This is a genomic window from Paenibacillus sp. Z3-2, assembly GCF_054161325.1.
Window position 1 is genome coordinate 5,469,821 of record NZ_CP096397.1, and the last position, 25,308, is coordinate 5,495,128.

At 43.0% G+C, this 25,308-nt stretch carries 25 protein-coding genes; 2 read left to right on the forward strand and 23 right to left on the reverse strand.

Annotation, left to right across the window (positions count from 1 at the left end; all coding sequences use genetic code 11):
- Nucleotides 1-157 precede the first annotated feature (157 nt).
- Both M1D71_RS24505 and M1D71_RS24510 read right to left on the reverse strand, forming a co-directional pair.
- Nucleotides 158-916 (reverse strand): SDR family NAD(P)-dependent oxidoreductase, encoded by a 759-nt coding sequence (locus tag M1D71_RS24505; RefSeq protein ID WP_458127348.1) that lies wholly within the window; start codon nt 914-916, stop codon nt 158-160.
- Nucleotides 917-1,295: 379 nt separating this feature from the next.
- Entirely contained in the window at nt 1,296-2,198 is a 903-nt protein-coding gene (locus M1D71_RS24510) for a diacylglycerol/lipid kinase family protein (RefSeq protein WP_458124053.1), read from the reverse strand.
- A 399-nt stretch (nt 2,199-2,597) separates the two neighbouring features.
- Here M1D71_RS24510 and M1D71_RS24515 point away from each other — a divergent pair, with 399 nt between their 5' ends.
- A complete protein-coding gene (locus tag M1D71_RS24515) occupies nt 2,598-3,704 on the forward strand; it encodes a nuclear transport factor 2 family protein (RefSeq protein ID WP_458124054.1) in 1,107 nt (368 codons plus the stop codon).
- Nucleotides 3,705-3,926: 222 nt separating this feature from the next.
- Here M1D71_RS24515 and M1D71_RS24520 read toward each other — a convergent pair whose 3' ends face one another.
- From M1D71_RS24520 to M1D71_RS24560, 9 genes are all read right to left on the reverse strand, one after another.
- Nucleotides 3,927-4,253, reverse strand: a complete 327-nt coding sequence (locus tag M1D71_RS24520; RefSeq protein WP_458124055.1) for a YhjD/YihY/BrkB family envelope integrity protein — start codon at nt 4,251-4,253, stop codon at nt 3,927-3,929.
- 231 nt (nt 4,254-4,484) lie between these two features.
- The gene (locus M1D71_RS24525; RefSeq protein ID WP_458124056.1) at nt 4,485-4,988 is read right to left on the reverse strand and encodes a DedA family protein; all 504 of its coding nucleotides are present in this window, start codon (nt 4,986-4,988) and stop codon (nt 4,485-4,487) included.
- Nucleotides 4,989-5,083: 95 nt separating this feature from the next.
- Nucleotides 5,084-5,443, reverse strand: coding sequence for an Asp23/Gls24 family envelope stress response protein (locus M1D71_RS24530; protein ID WP_458124057.1), 360 nt, complete (start codon nt 5,441-5,443; stop codon nt 5,084-5,086).
- A gap of 307 nt (nt 5,444-5,750) precedes the next feature.
- Complete coding sequence (locus M1D71_RS24535) at nt 5,751-7,670, reverse strand: LTA synthase family protein (RefSeq protein WP_458124058.1); 1,920 nt, start codon at nt 7,668-7,670, stop codon at nt 5,751-5,753.
- A 119-nt stretch (nt 7,671-7,789) separates the two neighbouring features.
- Complete coding sequence (locus tag M1D71_RS24540) at nt 7,790-10,003, reverse strand: MMPL family transporter (protein WP_458124059.1); 2,214 nt, start codon at nt 10,001-10,003, stop codon at nt 7,790-7,792.
- 226 nt (nt 10,004-10,229) lie between these two features.
- Nucleotides 10,230-10,877, reverse strand: a complete 648-nt coding sequence (locus tag M1D71_RS24545; protein WP_458124060.1) for a response regulator — start codon at nt 10,875-10,877, stop codon at nt 10,230-10,232.
- Nucleotides 10,864-12,072 (reverse strand): sensor histidine kinase, encoded by a 1,209-nt coding sequence (locus M1D71_RS24550; protein WP_458124061.1) that lies wholly within the window; start codon nt 12,070-12,072, stop codon nt 10,864-10,866. The genes M1D71_RS24545 and M1D71_RS24550 overlap by 14 nt, the downstream gene beginning before the upstream one ends.
- Before the next feature lie 630 nt (nt 12,073-12,702).
- Nucleotides 12,703-13,488, reverse strand: a complete 786-nt coding sequence (locus M1D71_RS24555) for a TrmH family RNA methyltransferase (protein WP_458124062.1) — start codon at nt 13,486-13,488, stop codon at nt 12,703-12,705.
- Nucleotides 13,489-13,514: 26 nt separating this feature from the next.
- On the reverse strand, nt 13,515-14,177 hold the full coding sequence (locus M1D71_RS24560; RefSeq protein WP_458124063.1) for a potassium channel family protein: 663 nt from the start codon (nt 14,175-14,177) through the stop codon (nt 13,515-13,517).
- Between the two features lie 167 nt (nt 14,178-14,344).
- Here M1D71_RS24560 and sspI point away from each other — a divergent pair, with 167 nt between their 5' ends.
- Nucleotides 14,345-14,578, forward strand: a complete 234-nt coding sequence (gene sspI, locus M1D71_RS24565; RefSeq protein ID WP_458124064.1) for a small acid-soluble spore protein SspI — start codon at nt 14,345-14,347, stop codon at nt 14,576-14,578.
- Nucleotides 14,579-14,808: 230 nt separating this feature from the next.
- On the opposite strand, the gene M1D71_RS24570 is transcribed toward sspI, so the two are convergent.
- From M1D71_RS24570 to M1D71_RS24625, 12 genes are all read right to left on the reverse strand, one after another.
- On the reverse strand, nt 14,809-16,392 hold the full coding sequence (locus tag M1D71_RS24570; RefSeq protein WP_336764565.1) for a peptide chain release factor 3: 1,584 nt from the start codon (nt 16,390-16,392) through the stop codon (nt 14,809-14,811).
- Between the two features lie 352 nt (nt 16,393-16,744).
- Entirely contained in the window at nt 16,745-17,143 is a 399-nt protein-coding gene (locus M1D71_RS24575) for a DoxX family protein (RefSeq protein ID WP_458127349.1), read from the reverse strand.
- Between the two features lie 356 nt (nt 17,144-17,499).
- Nucleotides 17,500-19,050, reverse strand: coding sequence for a glucose-6-phosphate dehydrogenase (gene zwf / locus M1D71_RS24580; RefSeq protein WP_458124065.1), 1,551 nt, complete (start codon nt 19,048-19,050; stop codon nt 17,500-17,502).
- Between the two features lie 215 nt (nt 19,051-19,265).
- Nucleotides 19,266-20,015, reverse strand: coding sequence for a YwmB family TATA-box binding protein (locus M1D71_RS24585; protein WP_458124066.1), 750 nt, complete (start codon nt 20,013-20,015; stop codon nt 19,266-19,268).
- A 219-nt stretch (nt 20,016-20,234) separates the two neighbouring features.
- Nucleotides 20,235-20,909 (reverse strand): response regulator, encoded by a 675-nt coding sequence (locus M1D71_RS24590; RefSeq protein ID WP_458124067.1) that lies wholly within the window; start codon nt 20,907-20,909, stop codon nt 20,235-20,237.
- A complete protein-coding gene (locus M1D71_RS24595; protein ID WP_458124068.1) occupies nt 20,845-21,960 on the reverse strand; it encodes a sensor histidine kinase in 1,116 nt (371 codons plus the stop codon). Before M1D71_RS24595 ends, M1D71_RS24590 begins: the two co-directional genes overlap by 65 nt.
- 31 nt (nt 21,961-21,991) lie before the next feature.
- Entirely contained in the window at nt 21,992-22,639 is a 648-nt protein-coding gene (gene liaF / locus M1D71_RS24600; RefSeq protein ID WP_458124069.1) for a cell wall-active antibiotics response protein LiaF, read from the reverse strand.
- A 150-nt stretch (nt 22,640-22,789) separates the two neighbouring features.
- A complete protein-coding gene (locus M1D71_RS24605) occupies nt 22,790-23,497 on the reverse strand; it encodes a PspA/IM30 family protein (protein ID WP_017692315.1) in 708 nt (235 codons plus the stop codon).
- 1 nt (nt 23,498) lies between these two features.
- Entirely contained in the window at nt 23,499-24,002 is a 504-nt protein-coding gene (locus M1D71_RS24610) for a PspC domain-containing protein (protein ID WP_145325033.1), read from the reverse strand.
- 17 nt (nt 24,003-24,019) lie between these two features.
- Complete coding sequence (locus M1D71_RS24615; RefSeq protein ID WP_458124070.1) at nt 24,020-24,253, reverse strand: PspC domain-containing protein; 234 nt, start codon at nt 24,251-24,253, stop codon at nt 24,020-24,022.
- A 4-nt stretch (nt 24,254-24,257) separates the two neighbouring features.
- Nucleotides 24,258-24,929, reverse strand: a complete 672-nt coding sequence (locus tag M1D71_RS24620; protein ID WP_458124071.1) for a PspA/IM30 family protein — start codon at nt 24,927-24,929, stop codon at nt 24,258-24,260.
- A gap of 35 nt (nt 24,930-24,964) precedes the next feature.
- Complete coding sequence (locus tag M1D71_RS24625) at nt 24,965-25,273, reverse strand: LiaF transmembrane domain-containing protein (RefSeq protein ID WP_017692311.1); 309 nt, start codon at nt 25,271-25,273, stop codon at nt 24,965-24,967.
- Between the last annotated feature and the right edge of the window lie 35 nt (nt 25,274-25,308).

The following is a 25,308-nucleotide window of genomic DNA, read 5'->3' on the forward strand; positions in this document are numbered from 1 at the left end:
GCGACTTTAATTCTTCCAACGTAGGATAATCCGTGTAGCCCTTACTTCCCAATCCAAAGAATGTTTTCGGATCTGCTTCATTCAGTGACGCACCTTGTTGAAGTCGTTGAGATCTTCCAAAGTTCTTCCGGCCTTCATTAATAATTTTACAGATGTATTAATTCAATTCTGAAATGACCGGATAGATTGCGCCTCTTAAGTGAAAATCATAGTTCTGATCTACAATCCCTACGACTACGTCGTTATGATCATAGAGATCTACCATAAAGCCAGCCATTTCTTTGGCCGTGTGGTACTTAGGCATATTTGCTTTGTAATCAAATCCTTCAGCATCTATTGATTTTTGTACAAACTCTGTTTCCGTGATCGCTGGTGCCAGGACTTTCGCCTTCAGTTTTGCACCTTTCAGTTCCAGTTCTTTGGCAAGACCTTCTGTGAAGGCACTAACGTAGTATTTTGATGCAGAATAAGCAACACTGCCTACAGCAATGGCATATCCGAGTGCGGAAGAGACGTTAATCAACTGTGTGTCTTCAACATCTGCATAATCTCGCACATACAGTGTAGAGAGAATGGTCAGAGATTCGATGTTAACACGTAGCATGGTCTCCACTTTATCCAAATTCTGTTCAGCAATGAACGAACCTTCTCCAAGCCCCGCATTATTGATCCAAGTCTCAATCTGATATTCTTTCAAATCGTTATACAGCGCGTACGCCTCTGCGGTAACAGACAGGTCACTTGTGTGAACGACAACAGTTACTTTAGGATCGATACCCTGAATGATGGATTTAAGCTCTTCCAGTTTATCCAATCTTCTAGCTACCAAAATCAAGTTTTCCCCACGAGCTGCAAATGCCAATGCCGTTTCATATCCAATACCTGAACTTGCTCCTGTAATCACCGTGTATTTCATCATATTCTCTCCCTCAAATTCTAGATTAGTATAGTTTCAGTTTTCTAGAACGATCATTCTTTAATTTGTAAAAAAAAAGCAGTTAGATCTAACTTGCTGTAGCATATCATTTCTAGAACGAACAGTAAAGAATTATTTTTGGCGCACATTTCATTTTAAGTTGTGTTAATTAGAAAAAGACTGGAGAATTGGTTGAGTGAATCGTCAACCAGCATCCAGCCTTAGTAGTAGCCGTTTCCAGTTATTATAATGGGAACGGTTAGATACTTTCAATTCTTCTTACATAATAAGCCGATCCAGAGAAATTTTCTTGCCCAGTCACAGTTAAATAGTATATAAACAATCCAATCAAACGGGTTCTCAATGTTGATACAGCAATCTACGCCACATCCGAACTGCACGGGACTATCATAGTTAATCCGCGCGGGATAACTTCAATGTCCATTAGCCCAGTAGTGTGCATCTCACCGTCAATCCCCACTTTTGCTATGTTATCACCATATTGAGTAATTCTTAAACGTTTTGTCTTAAAATACAAGACATCTGAGCGGTCAAGATGAGTTCCATTTTTTATATCTAAAAGAAGTTGAAAGGTATTAAACAATGATTTTTTTTGAATTACAAGCACATGAAGTTGACCGTCATCCATCTTAGCATCCGGAATAATGCCCTCAATTCCGCCAATAATCGCTGATTTTGAAACTAAGTAAAGAAGTGCATCATGTTCTTGTTCTAAATGTTCACATTCAATCTTAATATGTGTTCCCGATAATATTTTGGGAAGTTTAGGTAGAGCGGACAAATAATAAGCCTTATCCCCTATAACTTTTTTTAGGGTTTGGTTGGTGGTGTAACTGATTGAATTCATTGCACCACCAGCCACAACGTAATGAAAATATTCATTTCCAGCCAATCCGATATCTATCTTCTTGGTCATTCCTTTTTCGAGCATTCTAGTGAAACCTCCATATGATCGTGGTAATTTCAAAGCATTTCCAAAATCATTGACTGTACCTGTCGGTAGGTAAGCTAGAGGTAAATCTAGACCTAGATTTTTAATGGTGTTAATGGCGTAATGCAGGGTTCCGTCACCACCTGCAATAACCAGTGAATCACAATCTTCAAAAAATGAAGTTCCTAAATCATTATTCTCCTTACTTGTGTAGAAGATATCATTATCATTTAAAGCGTATTTCTTTTTCATATACTCTATAACTGAGGCCTTCGTTTTGTATGCTGTATGCTGCCCTGAAACGGGGTTTACAATCATTTTTGGTTTCATCACTGGAATGCTCCCTCTCAATAGATTCCCTTTCCTTTATGTTTCAAGTCTATATTCTTTACGAATGTACAACATCGTACATAAGGGCGAATGTTCCTTCCCTTTCGGGTCTGTTCCGAAACCTACCGCTTTGTTTAAAGACGCGTCGTTCATGGAATACTTCATTTTTTAATTTATCAATTTTCCTTATGTATTAAGTACCATATTTTATTTTTCATGCCTGAATTCATTTACTTTGCTCGGGATAGGTTATACATAATGCCCGAAAGGGCAGAATAAATCTGCCTTTTTGAACGATGTTACAATTTTTTTTCAGTTGTAGTATATGTATAAGCTACTAATTTTGTTTTGGGTATAGCGAAGCATGATGTTTATTCAACTATTGAGAGGAGAATGATTATGAAGAATACTACGATAAGAATGTTGACGGCAAGTCTGACAGCTTTGGCCATTATGACAGTTGCTGTGGGTTGTACAAATAATACAAATTCGAGCCCTTCCAAAGTTGAGGAGAATTGGAATTCGGGCAAATCTACGGTCAGTATTTCTGACTCTTACGATAATACCGAAGAGCTTGCGGCTACTTTCCCAATCATTAACCCCACACCAATCGAGACTGAGATGGAAAAGAATATACAGAATAGACTCCTAAACGGCTTTGAGAACTGGAATCGAGGTTATGAAGCCTGGGAAGCCTGGGGCGACACTCTATATACAGAGGACTCCCTCTATAATGTCCACAGCGTGAAACTCACTTTGAAAGAATATCAAGCTGCCATGAATGCGCAGCTGAAGTCTACCGATATTCAGATGGGTAACTTCAACAATATGATCATTAATGACGATTGGGCAGCTATTCGATATGACATCTCTTCGACTGCCAGAGGGAGCCAACAATCTTCCGATGGAAGCGTGATGGAGTTCGTCCATTTCAAGGACTATGGTGATCCGCTGGGAACTCGGGTTGTTGAAGGCTGGGCTGGTACAAAGGGGATGGATTTTGACGGGTTGACAAGTTTCCAAACCGATGAGGCGAAGGCGGCACAGCAAGCTGCATTGGATGAAATCGTCAATGCAAAGATCCCTGATACCACAGATCTCGAAACCAAATATCCTGTTACTTATCCTACGGCTATTAATACCGATAAGGCTAAGAAAATTCAAAGCACCATATTGAGCGACTTTGATAAATGGAATCAGGGCTTTGATGCTTGGAGTGACTGGGCCGATACGTATTATGACAGCGACCTGCAATATCATACAAATGCAAAGACAATGACTCTCCCGGAGTATAAGGATTTCGTGAAGAAAGATGCGGAATCGACCGATGTAAAGCGTATTCGTTTTGATAATATGCTTATCAGCGGTGACTGGGCAGCCATTCACTATAGAATTACCAATGAGGACACGAAGACAGGGGAAAAAACTGCTAGCGACATAATGCAGTTTTTACACTTTGCCGAGGAGGGTAACAGCTTAAAAGTTATTGAATCCTGGACCAAGTGACCCAGGTGTTTATGAGAACACCAATAAAACTTATTAGAAACTGCTGACTACAAGTTCAGTTCAGCAAGCAGAAAACACATTACGGGAAGTATCCAGCAATGGACGCTTCCCGTATATGTTTTATGAATGTAGTTCTGATCATCACTAAAATAATGAATTATTCCAGTTAAATCCCACGCTCATTTGTTCCAAATATAGTGTACTTCATTCATATTGCAATAATCAACTTGCTTGTTTGATCCGATAATGATAAGCGTTTATAGAAAGCGCTCCAAAATTCGTATACTTTCCCGGAATTCGATATCTAGGAGTAACCATATAAACAATTTTAATTGTAAAAAATATAAACATTAAAACTACAGTCCATCTCAAAATAGCTAACAACAGCTTTGTTATCTCATTAATGCCTTTAAGTAAATCGAAATGCAAAATAAGACTACTATAGCTATATACCAACAAGCTAAATATGATAATAATGACCAACATAATGGTCAGAAGAAGTGCTTTCAATCGACGAAGAAAATAGTTTCGATGTTTAAACCCAAACATATGGAGCGCATTTTTCTCGGATCTGTATGTAAGTTTCTTTAATTACAAATCATCTCCTTCTTTATCATTTTAAAGTTAGCAAAGTCTTTCTTTAATTAAGAAAGGACTTACGATTTTTTGAACAAAAGCCCCGCCATAGAATTGATTGAATACGGCAGAGCATATACACTCATTAACTCCAGAAATTAAATGGAAGCCTAGCTTTTCGGATTATAACAATTTTATCATATATCAATATCCCAAGATTTGCATCATTGATAAAACAGGTTCTTTAAAATAAATTCCTAAAGCAAAATAGGTTATTGTCCAGGTCACAGCACTTGAATACGTAAAGATAGCAAATTTCTTGAAATGAATCTCGCTCATTCCTATCAGTAAGGGCATGATATAGCGCACCACCGGAATGAACATTCCAATGAACATGGCTAAATCGCCCTTTCTCTTCAACATAGATTCCGCTTTTAAGAAGTAACGATTGTCTAACCATCTTTTTTTGAATTTATGACCAAAAAATCTTCCTATGGTATAGGAAAATGTGATTGCCGTCAATAAGCCTGTTAGAATGGAGCTGTAAGTTGCCCAATAATTGACGACACCTGTATGGCTTAATATCGATCCAGATACAATAATAATTTCGTTAGGTACAGGAATGCCAAACGGACCTAGTGAAAAAGCTAGAAAAAAGAATACATATCCATACTGAGTAACAAGTTCTAATAACGTATCACTAAACATTATACTGTATTCAGCTCCTCATGCTGTCGGAGTAGTTCTCGAAATAACCATGATTTTAGGACAGACACGCCACGCCCTAGATTCCAACTGCGTTATCATGACTGTCTCGTTTCGGCCAGTTTAATTCCCTCAACACGAATGTGGACTTGATCTGGAGAAATACCCGTCATATTATTCACCGCTTCAAATATGCTGGACTGTAATTCACGGCTGACATATTGGATTTTCACTCCGTAAGGTACAACAATTCTAAGCTCGATGATTAATTTTGAGTTTGAGAATGTAACAGATACTCCTTTATGCATTTTTTTCCCACTCACGTGTTTAATCAAGCTATCTACGGCTCCTGTTGACAACAGTATAATTCCAGATTCTAACCTTGCAATTACTGAAACAATTGTTGTAATCGCCTGATCTAAAACATTTATCTTCCCTATATCTGTATGTATAATCAATTTTTAACGTCTCCTTTAAAACAATTTAGTAGATGGTATGTACCCATTTTATCTTTAATTAGAAATTAGCGTAATGTACCTTGGGGCAGAGAGCATTGTACCTTTGGGCATATACTTCAATTGCTGAATATCTCATTACATCCCATTTCATGTCCATTTAAAATTTGATACAATCTAATCAACCACACAAAAGGCTTAGTTCATATCTGAGGAACAAACGATGGGAAACATCACTTATAGACAACAAGCAAAGGGAGACATCCACTAAAGATGTCTCCCTTTGCTTGTATCCCTAAGGACAAAATAATTAATCTTCAATCATTTCATTCTTACTCTCATTCTCCTGATTACTGTAGATATCAGGTAACTGTAATAAATAGCTATTGGAAAGGTCTAGTAAATACTGGGCGGTCGAGAATTGAGATGGAGTAGATCCCCCTTCCACGATGCTGTTATTGCTTAATTCATAATGTACTCCGTCGGCATAATTATTACCTGTCATATATAATATTTTATCATTTATAAAAGAACCATCAGGTAGAAAGTGTCTTAACGGAATCAAATTACTCTCTTGATTAAACAGGTCTTCACCTAAAACCAGTTGATGTCCCAAGGGAGTTCCCAACAGATTGGCTACGGTTGGCAGAATATCGATTTGTCCACCGGTAGTGTTTATTACAGGAGGAAGTTGCCCTGAAGGCGAATGCACAATGAAAGGGATGTTCATCATATCTGTGTACCCATAGTCATGACCTAACAAGGGATTCATCAGTTCTTTTTCTTCTCCTGTAAGTCCAGTTATTGGAATCCCCTGGTGATCTCCATAAAAAACGACCAAGCTGTTATCCCATAGTCCAGATTCTATCATTTCGTCAAGAAACTGACCCAGCGCAACATCTGCATAATGTTGAGCCTGAATATAATCACCGATCAATGTATCCTTGAAACGATCAGGCAGCTCCATTTCAACCTTTTCTTCAGGCAAGTGATAGGGATGATGTGCACTCATGGATATGACCATTGCATAGAAAGGTTGATTCCGGTCATCCAAAATGGACATTTCAGAAGATGTTTTGGAGTACAAAACTTCATCCGATGCGCCAAAAGCAATAGGATCATCTTCTCCGAAAAATGCTCGATCATAATAACGTTCAAAACCAATTGCACGATACAATCTATTGCGATTCCAGAAATCCACACTATTGGTATGGAACGTCGCTGTAAAATATCCATTTTCCTTAAGTAAATGTGGTAGACTTGGCAGTTGTTTATCCATATATTTTGATGAAGTTGCTGGTTCATCCTTAGGTACGTAAAAGGATGTATTTACGACGAACTCGGCATCCGAGGTTGTCCCCTGTCCAGCATTAGAATAGAAATGAGGGAAATACGTATTGTTCTTAATTAACTGATTTAAATTAGGAGTAATCTCTTGACCATCCATTTTGAGGTCAATCAAAAAATTTTGAAAGGATTCCATCTGTACGAGAATTAAATTCATGCCTTTATTGATTCCATGAAACTTCGGTTCATCTTTAAGTGGAGAAGTTCCTTTGGTATCATTGATTGCCTCTTGCGAGATATCACCAGGAGCTATAAGTACTTCCTTCTCTAAACGATCGGCAACAACCTTATAGACTTCATAGTTAAGAATCCCCATACTCTTCGCTTTATTGATTTCGTTCATACTAGCATGAACCGGCCAGATATTGAATAAACATAATGCGAATGATGCGCTGATCGTACAAGTTAACACCTTGTGACTCATACGTAAAGTAGGCTTCTTCCAGATTGAACCATACTTAGGTTGGATAATTAAAACTAGGAATAAGACAATGTCAATAAACAAGAATAGATAATAGGGTGTAAGCAAAGATAATGCGCTTTCTCCTACATGAGTAACCTTTTTGGCTTGTTTAAGTGAATGATACGTAGCGATAACACCATAATATTTGTAGTACATGATGACCGCAAAATAAATTAAAGTCATGCAGAAATTGACCAGCATGTAGTATAAAACTTTCCTCTTGGCAGCAAACCATTCAATCAGGCTGAACACCAGGATAAAGAAAGGGAGCTCTGTTTGAATGATAGCCCAATTGGCTCCATCATGAAATACAACAGACCATGCTACTACACTTTTCAACAGGAGAATAAAACTAAATAAACACAGATTTTCATAGGCTCGGCGATGTAATCTACCCGCGCCTTCATTTCTTTTGTACATACCATTCATCCTCTGAAATTATTAAAAAGGAGAAGGAGCAACTCCTCCATCCCCTACAGCGTTTAACCTATCTATAATTTTCTGAAATCTATAATTCTCAAGGCACAACCAATTTACGTCTATCCTCTATTTATGGGTTCTGGAAAGAGATCGTGTGAATTCGTACGTGTTTGGTGCCGTTTTTCAACGATTTCCATCACCTTCTCACCCTCAACATCCAAGTTCGGCAGAAGTCGATCTAACCATTTCGGCAAGTACCACGCCGATTTACCCATAAGTATCATCACACCTGGGACAATCAATAGACGGACAACAAATGCATCAAACAACACCCCAAAGAGAAGTGCAAAACTCATTACCTTGATACTTGGATCATTCGTCATCATAAACCCTGCAAATACGGATATCATGATCAATCCTGCAGCTGTAACTACGCCCCCACTGTGCCGAATTCCTGCGAGTACAGATTGTTTGGCATCACCGTTCTTTTTGAAGTCCTCACGCATGCGGCTAACCAGAAATACCTCATAGTCCATAGCCAATCCAAACAAGATTCCAACAACCATTATCGGTAAAAAGTTAAGCACAAGTGATTGTCCGCTGAAGCCGAAGAGATTTTGGAAATATCCATCCTGGACAACGTAGGTAATGAATCCCATTGTTGCTCCAAGCGAGAGAACAAAACCGAGCACTGCTTTAATCGGAACCAATATGGAACGAAATACCATCATAAGTAGGAGAAAGGCCAAACTAACGATTATGATACAGAACTCAGGTAATGCTTCGTTCAGTTTTTGAGAAATATCAATATTGATTGCTGTACTGCCCGTTATTTTAAGTTGCACATGGTTCTGACTTTCAATCTCAGGAATATGACTGCGAATCGTTTTTACTAGTTCTACCGTTTCCACATCAGCATGACCTGTAGCCGGTATAATGTTAATCAAAGAGACTTTTCCAGATGCTCCTTTAACCGGATCGGCAACCATCCCAATGTTTGGATAGGTTTTAAGTTGTTCTACTGTTTTCGCCAAATTAACATCAGCTTCAGCACTTCCATCCATTTTTGCAAGAATCATCAGAGGGTTATGGTACCCCACACCGTATGCTTCAGACAACAAATCGTATGCTCGTCGTTCCGTCATACTGGTTGACTTTAATCCATCATCCATAGTACCTGTTTCCATGTGTAAGAATGGTACCGATAATGTCGAGAGGAGTGCCACTCCGAGAACCACTGTGATCCAAGGTCGCCCTGTCACTAATCTCCCCCACAGATTTCCTCGGGATGTTGTCCGATTCAATCTCCCAGAGTCCTTTATCGGCTTAACCTTGATCTTGCTACCCATTGCGTCAAGTACGGCCGGTACTGTGATTATTGCAATTAAAACAGCTACAAAAATACAAAGCGCAGCAGCTAACCCCATTGCTGTAAGGAAAGGAATTCCTACGACTGCCATACCTGCAAGACCAATAATTACGGTTACACCTGCAAAAACAACTGCACTGCCTGCTGTACCATTAGCTATTGCAATAGCTTCTCTTTTCTCAAAACCTCTCGCACGCTCTTGACGGTATCTTGAAATAATGAATAGTGAGTAATCAATACCTACTGCAAGTCCAATCATACTCGCCAATGATAAGGCAAATGAAGGTGTATCTAAGAAATTAGACCCCAGGATGATCAGCATTACGCCGGTCCCAAGACCAATGACTGCTGTTAGAATCGGAATGATTCCAGTGAGTAGGGATCCGAAAGCAATGGAAAGTATAACAAGTGCAATTAGAATACCAATTCCTTCTGTAGCTCCACCGATCTCCATCTTCACATAACCAGATCCAGTGAGCTCCGCTTGGAGTCCGGCATTCCGTAAAGCTTCTGCGGCATGAATTACGTACTCTTTAGAAGTTTCTTTAACATCACCATCAGCCTTGTTATAAGAGATTGACGCATAAGCTATTGTGCCATCCGTGTTCATCGATTTATTATCATATGGGCCGGAGACTTCAGTTACAGCAGGATCTTTCGATATGCTCTGAAGTTGTGTTTCAATCAGTTGTTGCATCTTTTCAGATGATAATGTTTCGTTAGCAGGCGCTTTGAGAACCAGCTGAATTTCTTTACTGCTATCTATCATTGACGGAAACTCCTGATACATCTGCCCCATCGTTTCAATCGACTCTAACCCGGGTATCGTAGTTTCTTCACTGAGCTTCGGTCCCATCCCCATTGCCACCATTGAGGTAATCAACATGACCATAATTGATCCGATGATTACCTTAATGCGGTTCTTGGCAGACCAAAATCCCAGTCTGTATAACATTTTTGCCATTTCAGTATCGTCTCCTCTGCTCCTATATCTAATATATTCTTATTTTATAATTAGTTTTAGACAGTAACATCGTCCCAATGGGCATTTGAATCTGCCCTTTGGGGAATGCTATATCACTCTTTTATGGATCTAATCTCCAATATATGTACTCAATGTCATCAAATCTATACCAACGAAAAAAGCATGCAGGTCGGTACCCTGCATGCTAGTTGGCGTTGATCAATAATTATAGTTTCAGAATACCTCGATCTAGTGCAGTTGCTACTGCTTGTGACCGCGAATCTACCCCAAGCTTATTGTATATGTTCGTTAGATGAGCCTTGACTGTTCGTTCTCCAATATTCATGTCAAATGCTATTTCCTTGCTTTTATACCCTTTAGCCACGCATTGCAAAATGTAGTTTTCTTTATCACTCAAAAGTTTGACATCTTGCTTGACTTCTTGTAGCGATTTTAATTTAGCAGCCATTACTCGCTCTAGCATCTCCTCAGATAAGAGCATTTCCCCCTGCATTGCAGAATCAATGCTTCTGAACAAGCTTTCTCTGCTTGTATCTTTTAACAAATACCCTTTGGCTCCCAAAGCCAACCCGTTAATCATCAGTTCATCCTCGTTATACGTGGTCAGAATAATAATAGGGATCGTAAGGCCTTTCTTCTTGAATTCCTTCATCGTTTCGAGTCCACTCAGAACAGGCATATTCAGATCCATTAGAATTATGTCAGGCTCAAGCTCTTCAACCCTCTCAAGCGCATCCTGTCCATTTACAGCTTCCCCTACGACTTGATATTTTTCGCTGGTCTCTAATATGAGCTTGAGTCCTTCACGAACTACAAAATGATCGTCCACCAACATAATTTTATAAGGGCTCATGTTGACCTCCTTCATTAATTGTCATTGACAGCGTTATGGCTGTACCTTCTGAGCTGCTATCGATCTTGATATGTCCACCAATCAATCTTGCTCGCTCACGGATTCCAAGTAACCCATAGTGACCAGGTTCCTTTCCGATCGCATCTGGATTAAAACCTTTTCCATTATCTGATATTTCTATCTGAAGTTGATTGTTCGAGACGATAACACTGACTTTTACTACATTTGCTTTGGCATGGCGCGCAACATTCGTCAACACCTCTCTGACGATATGAAGACTATGTTCCATCAAAACTCTTGATAGTAGTTGATTCAATTGTATATTGCAGTCTACCTGAATACCCGTTGAATGTCTGAAGTGCCTTACTTCATCTTCGACAGCTTCCTTAAAATCAATATCAGGTGCTGATTTAATTCTAAGGTCATCTATTGCCCTGCGTGCTTCAGCCAGTGTTCTACGTGCTTGCTGCATGGATTGAATTATAATGTTATGAGCCTTTTCCGTATTCCCCTGCATAATGTGCGCGTTGGACGCTTCCAATTGCATAATTAAACCCGCGACTCCTTGGGCAAGAGTATCATGTAAGTCCCTAGCCATTCGCTGCCGTTCATTGGACAATGTAAGTTCTTCGACCTTTTGATGAGCCACTTGCAGTTCATTCAAAAACTTTTGCAGCTTGACTCGCTCATGAACTTGATGGAAAAATAGTATTCCATAAGCTATTACGATAATTAGCATCATCACAAAAATCGGAATGAATACCAGCAGTTCCTTTGTATCACCAACTGTTAAAGAAGAGTCGAAAAATATAATAATACTAATCAAAGCTATAAATATCACCCTACTAATCCGAAAAGAAAAACCTAAACTTTGAGCAATTAATACGGGGAGCAACCCCACCAACACTGCCTGATAACTTCCGGGAAAAAGTATAGCGCACAGGTAAATTAAGATCCCTTGTATTCCAAAATAAAACCAAAAATGTCTTTGGCTAACCCGATATGAAATCCAATGCAACGCGGCGTGGAGAACAAATAGTCCCGTAAATACCAAACTACTGATAACTCTAGGATCATCCAAAAACTGAAGTGTAACAGATCCTGCGTATACAAAGATCAACCAAATGAGAATGGGCTTTCTTGTTTCAAATAATTCATGTATAGTCTCAAGTTTATTCTTCTTATTAGTCACCATAATAACCCCAGTCCAAGTTTTATCATCTTAATCTCTTTACATAACTTATTATTAGCAAAGATACACTTACTTAATGATACACCTAAATTACAAATCTCCTTGGGTAAAGTTTCAATCTAATTATAGTACTATAACCTATTGAATACATCGCCTAAATGGGTATGTTTGATTGCCCTTTTGGGCATAATCTTAGGTTTCGTGTTAGCCATAGCTTGATGAAAAATAGAATTATCAGATGTAGTGATTAAACATGATTAATCGTCATGATTGACTTGTTTTACTTACCACCCTATGAACGATTGAGAACAACCGAGTGGTAGCCAAGTTCAATGCAATCCATTATTACTTTGTCAAAGTTCATGTCCGCAGGTAGACGTGAGCGAAGTATCGAATCCTCTACTGGAGTGGAGTAATGTTTCCCTCCTCCAACATCCCCTAATCCCTTTCCCCACAAGGCCTTTAATTACTGTACAAAAAAGGTGAGCAATTAATAGACAAAAGCTGAAGATCAGGGAAAAAGAATGAGAAACGCTTGAGGAAAAGGGAAAGAAAGAGAAAAAGACTGGGGAAATGTGCGCTTGGATACGCTGCATTTCTACCAGTCTTCGATTGACTCTGGACAGTTATTTTTCACATCCGCTGTCTCATCGCCTCAAACAACAGAATCGTTGCCGCCATTGCCGCGTTAAGCGACTCAGCCTGTCCCTGCATCGGAATCGTAATCGCATCATCCACCAAGCGGGCCGTAGAATCCGAGATGCCCTTACCTTCGTTGCCAATTACAAGCCATACAGATTGTGTAAAATCATAACTATAGCATGAATGCTCTGCCTGCAAAGAAGTACTGACCAGTTTCACACCTGCAGCCTTCGCTTCGGGAAGCAAGGATTCCAACTGACCCTCCACAATGGGCAAATGAAACAGTGACCCCATTGTCGAGCGAATCGTCTTCGGGTTATATACATCAGCACAGCCAGCGCCGAGCACGACTCCCGCTGCTCCAGCTGCATCGGCACTACGAATAATCGTCCCCACATTCCCTGGATCTTGCACTCCATCCAGCACCACGACAAGTCCGCGCGCTCCCGCGATCAGTTTTTCCAGTGGCTCACTGCCTTTACGTACAATTGCAAATACAGGCTGTGGAGTCATCGTATCCGTACATTTGGCGATAACCGCAGGTGATACACTGACCCACTCCACACGCTGAAGCGGGTTCTCAAGTCCTGCAAGTTCAATCGGTACGCCTTGCTCCCCGTCGTACACGATGCACTCCAGATCTGCTCCGGCGCGCAATGCCTCCTGGACAAGATGAATACCTTCAATAATATATTTATGTTGACGGGTACGATGCTTTTTCTCCAGCAGCTGTGCCCATTCTTTTACACGGGTATTTTGCGGTGATACAATATCCATCTTTCCATCCTTCCCATCTGCATCCATCACTTCGGATACGCAAGCTCCATTTTCGTCAAATGATCCTTGTGACCCACAATGATCAGCACATCTCCAGCTTCGATTCGGTCTTCCGCGTACGGCGAAATGTTCATTGAGTTCCCACTGCGGATCGCCATCACATTGCATCCGAAACGTGCACGAATATTTAATTCCATCAGGTTCTTACCGATCATTTCCTCGGAAGCTCTCATCTCCAGAATGCTGTAATCCTCAGACAACTCGATGTAGTCCAGTATATTAGGCGAGGTCAGATGATGGGCTACGCGCAGTCCCATATCCCGCTCAGGATAGATGACTTTATCTGCGCCAATCTTTTGCAGCACCTTACCATGAAGCTCATTTTGAGCTTTTACGATCAGAACGGGTACACCCATATCTTTCAATATCAGGGTTGTCAGAATACTTGCCTGAATATCTTCACCAATCGCCACAACGACAACGTCGAAATTCCGTATGCCTAGCGCACGCAGCGCTTCTTCATCTGTTGAATCTGCCGATACTGCATGGGTCACCACATTGGACATCTCCTGAGTTCTCTGCTCATCCGCATCAATTGCCAGCACGTCGAATCCCATGCCACTCAGTGCATTGGCAACACTTGATCCGAACCGTCCCATGCCAATTACGGCATACTGTTTCTTGGCCATTAGGTCTTTAACCTCCCGCTGCACTTCAGCATGACGCATCATTACGGATACCCATGCTAACGTAAATAATCCTTCGTAGTATACCACAAAGCCTGATAAACTTGAATGCGCTCACGCTTCCCTGGGAACAGTATAAGAGCAGCCGAATATACGAGGAGGGAATTGCGATGCCCATTACATTAAGCCTGCGTGAAGCGATTGTTCATAAAGTTCATGACAAGAGTGATGATCAGCTCCGGGAGATGATTGAAGGTTCAGTAGATGGACCGGAAGCTGCATTACCTGGACTTGGCGCCATTTTCGAGATGATCTGGAAGAATACAGAACCTGCCAAGCAGGAAGAAATGATTCAAATCGCGCAGGAGCATCTGCACACCATTCCCGTCCAACCGCTTCGTTAATTGGAGCATGGAGGGGTAAGGTAACCATCATTACGTTTGTTCTGTCTGCAAAAGAAAGCTTTCCCTTATTCGGCTGGATCATACCCGCCTCTAAGTAAGGTGTATAGCAATAGATCCCCCCGCCAATCGGCGGAGGGATCATATTTTTTAACAGGCGCTATCTCATCGCGTGAGCTTGTCACGTTTGACTAACCCTTTTAATGATTACTACGGAATACGTCTGCCTTCACTTAAGGCGCAGTCTCCAGGAATTGAGCTGTAGGATTTTTATCCATAGCCGTTCTCATTGCGTACTCATTTTCGAAGAGCACTACATAATTCCCTTTTTTATCTTTTACAAGCGCAGAGTTAATCCGGAATTTACTTGCGTCCAGATTCTCGTCCACGATCCAGCGAGCGAACTGATACGGCATACGCTGTAATTGCACGTCTACCCCATACTCGCCTTTCATCCGGTATTCAAATACCTCGAATTGAAGTTGACCAATTACGCCGAGAATCGTCTCGTCGAAACTTGCCGTCTGGAATACCTGAATGGTTCCTTCCTCCGTCAACTGGTCAATTCCTTTTTGGTACTGTTTATGTTTCAACGCATTTTTAACGGTAACTTTAGCGAAAATCTCTGGCGAGAACGTTGGCAATTCTTCAAAAATAACTTCGCTGCCTTGGCTCAATGAATCACCAATCCGGAAGATACCCGGATCGAACAGACCGATAATATCGCCGGCATACGCCTCTTCTACAATATCCCGGTCTTGTGCCAGGAACTGCTGTGGCTGTGACAGCTTGATCTCTTTGCCCACACGAGTATGCTTCACACTCATTCCACGTTGGAACTTGCCTGACACAATACGCAGGAATGCAATACGATCCCGGTGCGCAGGGTTCATGTTCGCCTGAATTTTAAATACATAACCGCTGAATTTCTCATTCGTTGGCTGAATCTCTCCTGCCGTACTGCGACGTGGCTCAGGCTTCGGTGCCAGTTCCAGGAAATTCTCCAGGAAAGTCTGCACGCCGAAATTGTTGATCGCACTACCGAAGAAAATAGGGGTCAATTCACCGCGTTGAACTTTCTCCATGTCGAACGGGTCGCCCGCGATATCCAGCAACTCCAGATCCTGACACAATTGATCATGCAGATATTCTCCAGCCATCTCACGGATAATTGGATCTTTATAGCCATCTACCTTTTGTACTTTAATCGTCGAGTGATCGTCCCCTTGGAACAACTCCACCTGATTTTTCATCCGGTCGTACACACCGCAAAGCTCGCGACCTGTACCAATAGGCCAGTTCATCGGAACCGAACGAATACCCAGTACATTTTCAAGCTCTTCCATCAGGTCAAATGGACTTTTACCCTCACGGTCGAGTTTGTTGATAAACGTAAAGATTGGAATGCCACGCTTAGCACACACCTGGAACAATTTGATCGTTTGTGCCTCGACACCTTTTGCCACGTCGATCAACATTACCGCGCTATCGGCAGCCGTCAGTGTACGATACGTATCTTCACTGAAATCCTGGTGACCCGGTGTATCCAGAATGTTGACGCGATGATCCAGATAATCAAATTGCATTACGGAAGAGGTAACCGAGATCCCCCGTTGTTTCTCAATTTCCATCCAGTCACTTGTTGCGTGCTTGCTGGCTTTCCGAGCTTTTACCGTTCCCGCAAGGCGAATCGCGCCCCCGAACAGCAACAGTTTCTCGGTTAATGTGGTTTTACCCGCATCGGGGTGAGAGATAATGGCAAACGTCCGGCGTTTGTCCACTTCCTGTTGAAGAATATCATTTGCAGCTTTGCTCATAGGTTTAATCCCTTTCGTCCGTTCATTCACGTTAATCCGGCATGGCCGGTCCATCATTCAATCTTTATGCAATCCGGCGAGGCCGGTTGATTGTACACTGGTCATTTTGCATACGAGATGTTTACTCACTAGATTAATTTTACACATTTACAATGGAGTTCATCCTCCTCAAATCTGTGCTTTCATCCATACCGTGAACTGCTTCTTAACCCAACTCTCCTATTGTACCATAATCTGTACCGAAAATAACCGATTACTGCAGCAGATTCTTCTCTTTTCCCTTGCAAAAAAAGCACCCTTCAGCCATAATCATGGCATCCAGGTACTCCTCATTCATTTCTCGTTATCGAGTTTAGAAAATCAATGCATCCAGCGCGTATTGTCCGCCACCCGTCAGAGCCAGCGCTACACCAACGACTAGAATCGCGAGATTATATTCGAATCCGTTCTGTGTGGACCAGTAACCGTTCGCACCATGGACTTTCACAATCGCAATAACCATCGTCAATGCAATCAGAATGCCACCTACCGGTGTGAGCAGACCCAGAGCCAGCAGCAGTCCACCACCGAACTCAGCGAGTCCAGCCAGTAACGCTACCAATGGACCTGGCTTCATCCCCATCGATTCAAACCAGCCGCCTGTACCCTTGATCCCGTAACCTCCGAACCATCCAAACAGCTTTTGTGCCCCGTGCGCCATGAACGACAATCCAATCACCAAACGAATCAACAACAATCCTAAGTCCAACATCATTTTCTTTTCCTCCATTCAATATATACAAAATAGTATTCTTAGATTAAAGATATTATGCTAAATTTTTTTCTTCATGATGTGGTGTCGAAACCCCTTCAACTGGTTCACATTTCATCTCATGAATGGTGCACTTATCCGAGAAGTTCATCGGATTAAGTTGGTCATTTGCGTAACTCTTTATCTCTTGTATTGAGTATAAGTTATATACTTACTTTTTGTCAACAACTTAATTTAAATATTTTTATCCAGTCGCATTCCCTCCAGCTTCTCGCATCAAAAAGAAGCCCGGAAAGTTCGCTTCATCCGCGCTCTTTCCAAGCCCCTTAATCATTTCATCTTATGAACGATTAGCCTTAATTGTTGACTTGCCAGATCACACGATCCTCATCCTGACCATTCACCGGCCACCAGTGGAATCCATCCTGCTCCAGCAGTTTATCTGTCGCTTCCGGCCCCCAGGTTCCAGCCGGATACGTGTGAAGCTCTCCCTGATTCTGGCTCCAGGCTGCAGCGATCCGATCTACGAAAGACCAGGCCGTTGCCACTTCGTCCCAACGGGTAAAGTACGTAGAATCCCCTTCTGCTGCATCGAGCAGCAGACGTTCATACGCTTCAGGCGAGTTGATTCCGATCATGCAGCTCTGACAGAAATCCATCGCGAGTGGCTGAATCTCGGAATCCGAGCCCGGTTTCTTGGCATTGATTTTGATATATATGCCTTCCATCGGATTCACCCGAATGACCAGCAGATTCGGTTCAAGCTTATATTTTTTCCCAAGGTACACGTTATTCGGCATCGACTTGAACTCGACTACGATCTCGGTCGTTTTCACCGGCAGACGTTTGCCTGTCCGAATGTAGAATGGCACACCTGCCCAGCGGAAATTATCAACAAATACACGTGCGGCAAAATACGTCTCCGTATTCGACTGTGGGTCAACCTTGTCTTCCTGGCGGTAACCGGGAAGCTGCTTGCCACGGTACTCCCCTTCGGCATACTGTCCCCGCACAACGTTGTTGCTCACTTCCTCATCCGAGGTGAACGTCCGTAGAGAGCGTAATACCTTCACCTTTTCATCCCGAATATCCTCGGGGAACAGGCGACTCGGTGGCTCCATTGCAATCATCGTCAGCATTTGAAGCATATGATTTTGCCCCATGTCACGCAGTGCGCCGGAGTGATCATAATAACCGCCACGTTCTTCCACGCCTACCGTCTCCCCCAGCGTTATCTGAACGTTGGCAATATGTTTGTTGTTCCAGAGTGGTTCGAAAAAAGCATTCCCGAAGCGGATCACTTCGATATTTTGCACCATTTCCTTGCCCAGATAATGGTCAATCCGATAGATTTCCTCTTCACGGAATACCTCACGAATCTGCTCATTCAGATGTTCAGCGGATTGCAGATCATAACCAAATGGTTTTTCGATCACTAATCGGTTCCAACCCTGACTTTCCAGCATACCGCCGTCCCGTAAACTGTACGAGACACTGCCAAACAGCTCAGGTGCAAGCGCCAGATAGAACAGCCGATTACCCGGCGTGTTAAATTTCGCTTCCAGATGCTCCGTCTGCTTAAGCAGCTCTTTGAACCCTTCTACATTATTGATATCCAGAGTATTGTATTCAAAATGATCGACGAAAGCGTTCCACTCATCAGGGTCCCCCGCTGGATAGCGGGAGAACTCTTTAATGGATTCATAGATGTCCTCCCGGAATTCTTCTGGGGTTCTCGGACGACGCGCTACGCCAATAATCGCAAAGTTTTCGGCTAGCTTGCCTTCGCGGTATAGACTGTAGATGGCCGGAAACAGCTTCCGGCGGGCCAAATCACCGGTTGCTCCAAAAATGATAAATACTGCGCCTGGTGTCAGTACTTCATCTTGCGTTTTTTTCTCAACCATGGGCTCCTCTTTCTTCCGGGAAGACAACCTTCACGCTCTCCCCGAGCTATGTAATGGTGTTATATATGCACGACATACAACCGTCAATTACCAGCAAGTTCCTTCTTGGATGTGATGCCATTTTAGCATATCAACTGAACGGATGCACTATTTCTCACTCATTTTTCTGATAAATATTCTCAATATTGGGTCCGAATTTACGTATAATTCATCCCTTAATATTCAATCGTAATCACCGGAAACCCCACTGTAATTCGATTGTCGACCTCGTCACCAACATGGTGAACTGCGAGTTGCATATTCAACATGTGCGAGCCACTCTTGATCGACAAGGGCAGCTCAGCCGCCTCATAAGAGACACTGGCACTGGCTACATCCGTATAACGTTCAACGGAGGTGATATCCATCTTTGTGGACAGCTGTTCTTCGATCAGTTCCAGCTGCTGACTCGCATCACGTTCAACCGCAGTAGCTGCCGTACCCTGCACTGACACATTCCAGCTTGCCTTCATCTCTGAGTCCACAAGCAGTTGATCCACCTGCTCATGTGACGCCACTAATCTCTTCCGATCCGTGTGTGCATCACCTGATAACTGCACGATGGCATAATATCCGTTGTCTCCTGTATCGACGACATTGACCAACATGCCTGCACCTCCATTAGCCGCACCTACAACCAGCTCACTGCGATACACATCGTGGCCCGTCTGACGTACCTTCATTGGTGGTTCAAGTCCCAATTGACTAGCCAGTGATACGGCCTGCGCTTGTGCATCTCCCTTGCCTTCTCCTTGCCATTTAATCACCAGGCGATCTACATGATCAATTACACTGTCAGCAGTATAGATTAACTGTTCCAGTTGGGCTCTTTTGGGTTCGTTCTTCTCTGCGTATACCTGTGTTACACCGATAAGTATAATGATCGCTATTGCCAATATGCCTGCTGTCATCCAACGATTTAACATTCGAATCCCCCGCTTCTTACTTCTATGAATCTATCAACAGCATGCCCCTTTCCCGCATTAGCTATACTTCTTCTGAACACATCAAAAAAAAGCCCCACCCGCCACATTCATGGCAGAGCAGGGCTTTCCATTCATACTTTTATATATGTTCTCATCTATTACCTCCGCACATGAAAGCACGGTTCTTTGGCTTAATTATGATATTGCATATGATTCTTCTTACTCTGCAAGTCCGTTTTTATAAGCATAGATCGCAGCCTGTGTGCGGTCGTCTACGCCCAATTTTGCCAGTAGATTCGTGACATGGAATTTGACTGTCTTGATACCGATGATCAGATCATCAGCGATGTCCTGATTCGACTTGCCTTTAGCCAGCAACCGGAGCACATCCATTTCTCGATCCGTCAATTCATCATGCAAAGGAGCTGCTGCCTGTGGCTGCCGGAATCGATTCATCATTTTGGAAGCCACCTGTGACTCCAGAACGGATTGACCGCGAGCTGCTGCGCGAATCGCATCTGCCACTTCATTGGCTCTTGATGTTTTTAACAGATAACTGAATGCGCCTGCTTCAATGACAGGATACATTTTTTCATCATCCAGATAACTGGTCAATACGATGACTTTGCACTCCGGATACATTTTGAGCACCTGACGGGTAGCCTCAATGCCATCCATTCCTTCCATGACCAGGTCCATCAGAACAACATCAGGCTTATATTCCTGTGCAAGCCGAATGCCTTCCTCTCCACTACCTGCTTCACCAACAACCTCAATTCCATCTTCGGTATCTAATACCGCTGCAAGACCAATACGCACCATCTCATGATCATCCACGAGCAATACTTTGATCGACGTTTCCGTCTCCGTTTCGACTTCCGGTTCCACTGACATGTTCTTCCTCGCTTTCATCACTCATCAAAGGTATCGTAATCTCAATTCGCGTTCCCTTACCAGGCGCTGTTACAAATTGTATGGCTCCGCCAATCTCCGTAACACGTTCACGCATGTTAGCCAGACCGTAGGAAGCTTGTTTATTCTCATCCAGATCAAAGCCTTGCCCATCATCACGAATCAGTACCCGTATCGCATCTGTTCGGCGCTGGATCCGTATCTCCATTTTTTCCGCTTTCGCATGCCGTAATGTATTAGACATAGCCTCCTGAACGATCCGGAACAGATGATTCTCAATGCCTTTAATCAAATCGATGTCTTCATCCATTTCAAGCACAATGTCCATGGGTACTTTCGTTTTCAGTTCCATCACCAGATCACGGAGACCTTGTTCGAGATGTTTGCCCTCCAGGTAGACTGGCCGCAGATGTAACAATAACGCACGCATCTCGGACTGAGCTACCGAAGCCATCTCCTCAATCAGGGCCACCTGCCGCTGAGCACGTTCAAAATCCTTCTCCATCTTTCGTCCTACGGCCGTTGCTGTCATGGATATCGCAAACAATTGCTGAGATACCGCATCATGCAGTTCCCGTGCCAAACGCTGCCGCTCTTCCACAATGGCTGTAATTCTGGCTTGTTCCGCAAGCTGTGCATTATGAGTAGACAATCGCTGGAGCGAGGATACTTGATCTTCCCACTTTTTGCCGATTCGTCCGAGTTGCTCACTTAAGCGACCCACATCATCTACGCCCAGATCAGGTACAGTACGAGACAGTGAACCCTTCTCCCACTGCAGGAGCGTTTCCCGCAGCAGCTCCAACCGGCGTTTGACCCGGTAACTCTGATAGAAACCAAAGACCGCACCGATCGCAATCAGGAGCAGCAATAGAGCCAGACCCGATTGAATCAGATGCCGCCAGCCTGCAAATGGAGCAAGATAACCATATGTATACAATACATACAAAATAACAGCGAGCACAATGAAAACCAGGAGGATCCCTTCACCCATACTTCGGGTTACCATGTCGGTATGTCGTTTTGTCTTCATCGGGGTCTCCTCCTTCTCTTCATCTATTTTACTACGGATTACTAATGCTTAGGTCGCCAACAATATACGAAATGACAAATTTTGCTTTATGTTCACTGGACTCATATCCAGGAGTTCTCCATACTAATTTGTTCATCATGCCGCTATCTTGTTCTCCAAGAAGATTAATTCGGCCGAAAAGGACCGATGCTTCAATCTCTACACCATAATCTTCCGGCAGCGTCAGGCGAACATTCCCCATAACCCCTTGCAGCAGCACAATCGTTTGTTTCTCCTCCGGAATCGAAAGAGACAGATCTGCATTAACCTCACCCATGGCATGCCATAGGCTCATACTGCGTAACGTCCAGGATGGTTGATCCCAGTAATACCTAGCCATGAAATTATGTTTCTTCATAACGCCATCGTCCAGATAAATCTTTTTGTTTTTGGAATAAAAGTAAGCTAAGGAAGCCAGTACAATTAAGAATACAATCATCAAATTATCCAGTAGTAACAGTGCCGCACCAATGCCAAGATACCGATAACCTTTGTGGGTATCCCCTTTGCGGACTTGCAGCATTCCAATGGTTAAGAGAATCAGTGCGGCAGCGGTCAGCAAGTTAATATTCTGATTCAATAACATGAAAGTGCCGATAATAATAATGACAACTGCAAGCCATTTACTCTTGTTATTCATCCCTGCCGCACCTCCTCTGTATGTTAATCTCTCTTCATTCAACGGAAAAGCCATACCAGGCAATGAAGTCCTGTATGGCTTAACTTTTGTTCTACCAACCGTACATTATACACGATTTATAGAATATCATATTGTCCACCGAGCGAACAGTTATTCTTTTGAAGTTCCGTTCGCTTCATTCTTGGAACCATTGCCCATTTTGTTTTTGAGGGCCTGCAATTGCTGATCCACTTTGAATTGCTTTTCCACATCTACAGGATTCGTGTACGTGGATGATGTGTTGCGATATGGTGCACGAGCTACGTCAGCTTCAGCTTCCAGTTGCATGATTTTCTCTTCCATGCGGTGGAATCCTAGTGATGCTCCGCCACTTTCGATCGAATGCAAGCTGTTAATGGAAGACATTTGTTTTTTGGCTTTTGCCATTTGTGCACGGGATACGAGTTCATTACGTTTGTTACGCATTTTGTAGAACTCATCTTTCATATCATGCAACTGTTGCAACAGATCTTTTGCTTGTGCTTCAGACTGTGCATGCAGTTCACTGTACTCCGTAATTTTTTGATCAAAGTAGATTTTCTCTTCCAGCAATTTGCGTGCTACTTCTTCCTGACCGTTAGACAGAGCAGCTTCTGCTTGGGACTCACGTTGTACCGAAGTACGCTCCGCTTCATCCAAACGTTGTTTCATGCGGCGCTCATTTGCCATTTGTTTGGCAACAGTTACCTCAGCCTCATGAATCTCAGCCTCCATATCACGCAAGTACTGGTTCAACATTACAATCGGGTCTTCTACCTTATCCAACATATCATTTACCGATGCTTTCGTCATATCCTTAATCCGTTTAAATACTCCCATTTTACTTTTCTCCCTTCTCGTAACGAGATAATTTTTGGCGAAGCTCTTCAACTTCTTTTTTCAATGCTTTTTTCTCAATATCTTTCATCATGGAATCAAGTTCACTTTCTTGCGGTGCTCCTGCTCCGTAGGCGTTGTTATCATAAGAGCGCGGACCAGATTGGGGTCTGCTGTTGTATCCTGGGCCAGGACCGAAGTTGCCAGGACCTTGTTGGTTTTGGTTATTTTGAAAAGGACCTCTTGGCGCCTGATGATCATAGTTGTTGTATCCTCTGCCAGGGCCAGGGCCTGGGCCGTAGCCATATGGATCATAAGGCGGATACGGTTCTTTTGGTACCACCAGTGCTGCAATGAAGTATATTAACAACGACGTGCCGCCAGTTACGAAGATACTGATGACGAAGATAATCCGCAGCAGGGTAGAATCCATCCCGATAGTTTCGGAAATTCCGCCGCACAAGCCGGTTAGCATCCGGTCACGCGTTGAGCGGTATAATTTGCTCATGTGCTTTCTCCTTTCGTTTACTTATATCCTCTTGCGTTGGGACCATAAGCATATGGATCAACGTGATTGGATTCCTTCGGTACGACCAATGCAGCGATGAAGTAGATCAACAATGATGTACCTCCCGTAGCGAAAATACTGATGAAGAAGATGATACGTAGCAGCGTGGTGCTCAATCCGAGATTTTCAGAAATGCCGCCAATCAAACCTGTTAGCATTCGATTACGCGCCGAGCGGTATAATTTACTCATGTGACTACTCCTTCCTGTCATTGTTCAACTTCTGTTTTAAGCGCTCCAGTTCCTTATCCAGCGTAGAGGATGACATGCTGCCAGTCGCTCCTGAACCGTCTTGGCTCATCCGCCGGATATCCCGGAGACTTTGTGCTTCATATTCGAGATCAGAGACTTGGTCATCCAATCGGTTAAACATACGGGGTACATTCTGACCGTTGTGATTCCCTCTCTGGTTCATACGTTGTTGTAACTGAATCGTCTGCATACGAGCGTAGTAATATTGGCGTTTGCTGTATACATTCTGATATTCAACCTTCAGCTGGTCGATCTGTTCATCCAGCTCCTGTAATGCTGCATAGCTTTGTGCATACAATTCATTGTACTGTTCCATTTTTTCCTCATGGAGGATTTTCTCCTGCAAGGCCAACTTAGCGAGATGCTCTTCCCCTGCTTTCAGAGCCATGGAAGCCTGTTCTTCCCGTTTGTTCACCATACCTGCTGCCTGATCGGCTTGTTGTTTCATTTGTCTGGTATGGCTTGCATATTGATGACGAAGTTTCTCGGCTTCACCGATGTCTTGGCGGGTCGAGACCAGGAACTGATCAATCAGTTTGACTGGATCCTGACTTTGCTCCAAATGTTCGTTCAGATTGGCTACGGTAATATCCCGCATTCGACGAAATACACTCATTATGTTCTTTCCCTCCTTTTCATAATCCTGAAAGCTTAGTAACGACCACGACGACTGCGGTTATTGCTTAGCATTGAGATACCAAAGATGATTAACCCGATCGCGATGATCGGTCCGATCAGCCATGCCAGCTTACCCATCAGTGAGATGATACCGATGATGAGAACAATCCAGCCAAGCATCACATTCCCTCGTTTAACTCCGTAATATCCCAGTGCAATCATCAGGACCGGAATCAGATAACCCATTAAGTGTCCAAGAAGAGGAGTTAACTTTCCGAAGAGGAGTAGTGCACCCAGTGCAATCAGTACAATCGCCCAGCCATTTCCCTTATTCAATCTCATAATTGTTGTTCACCGCCCTTTCCGTTCGTTCATTT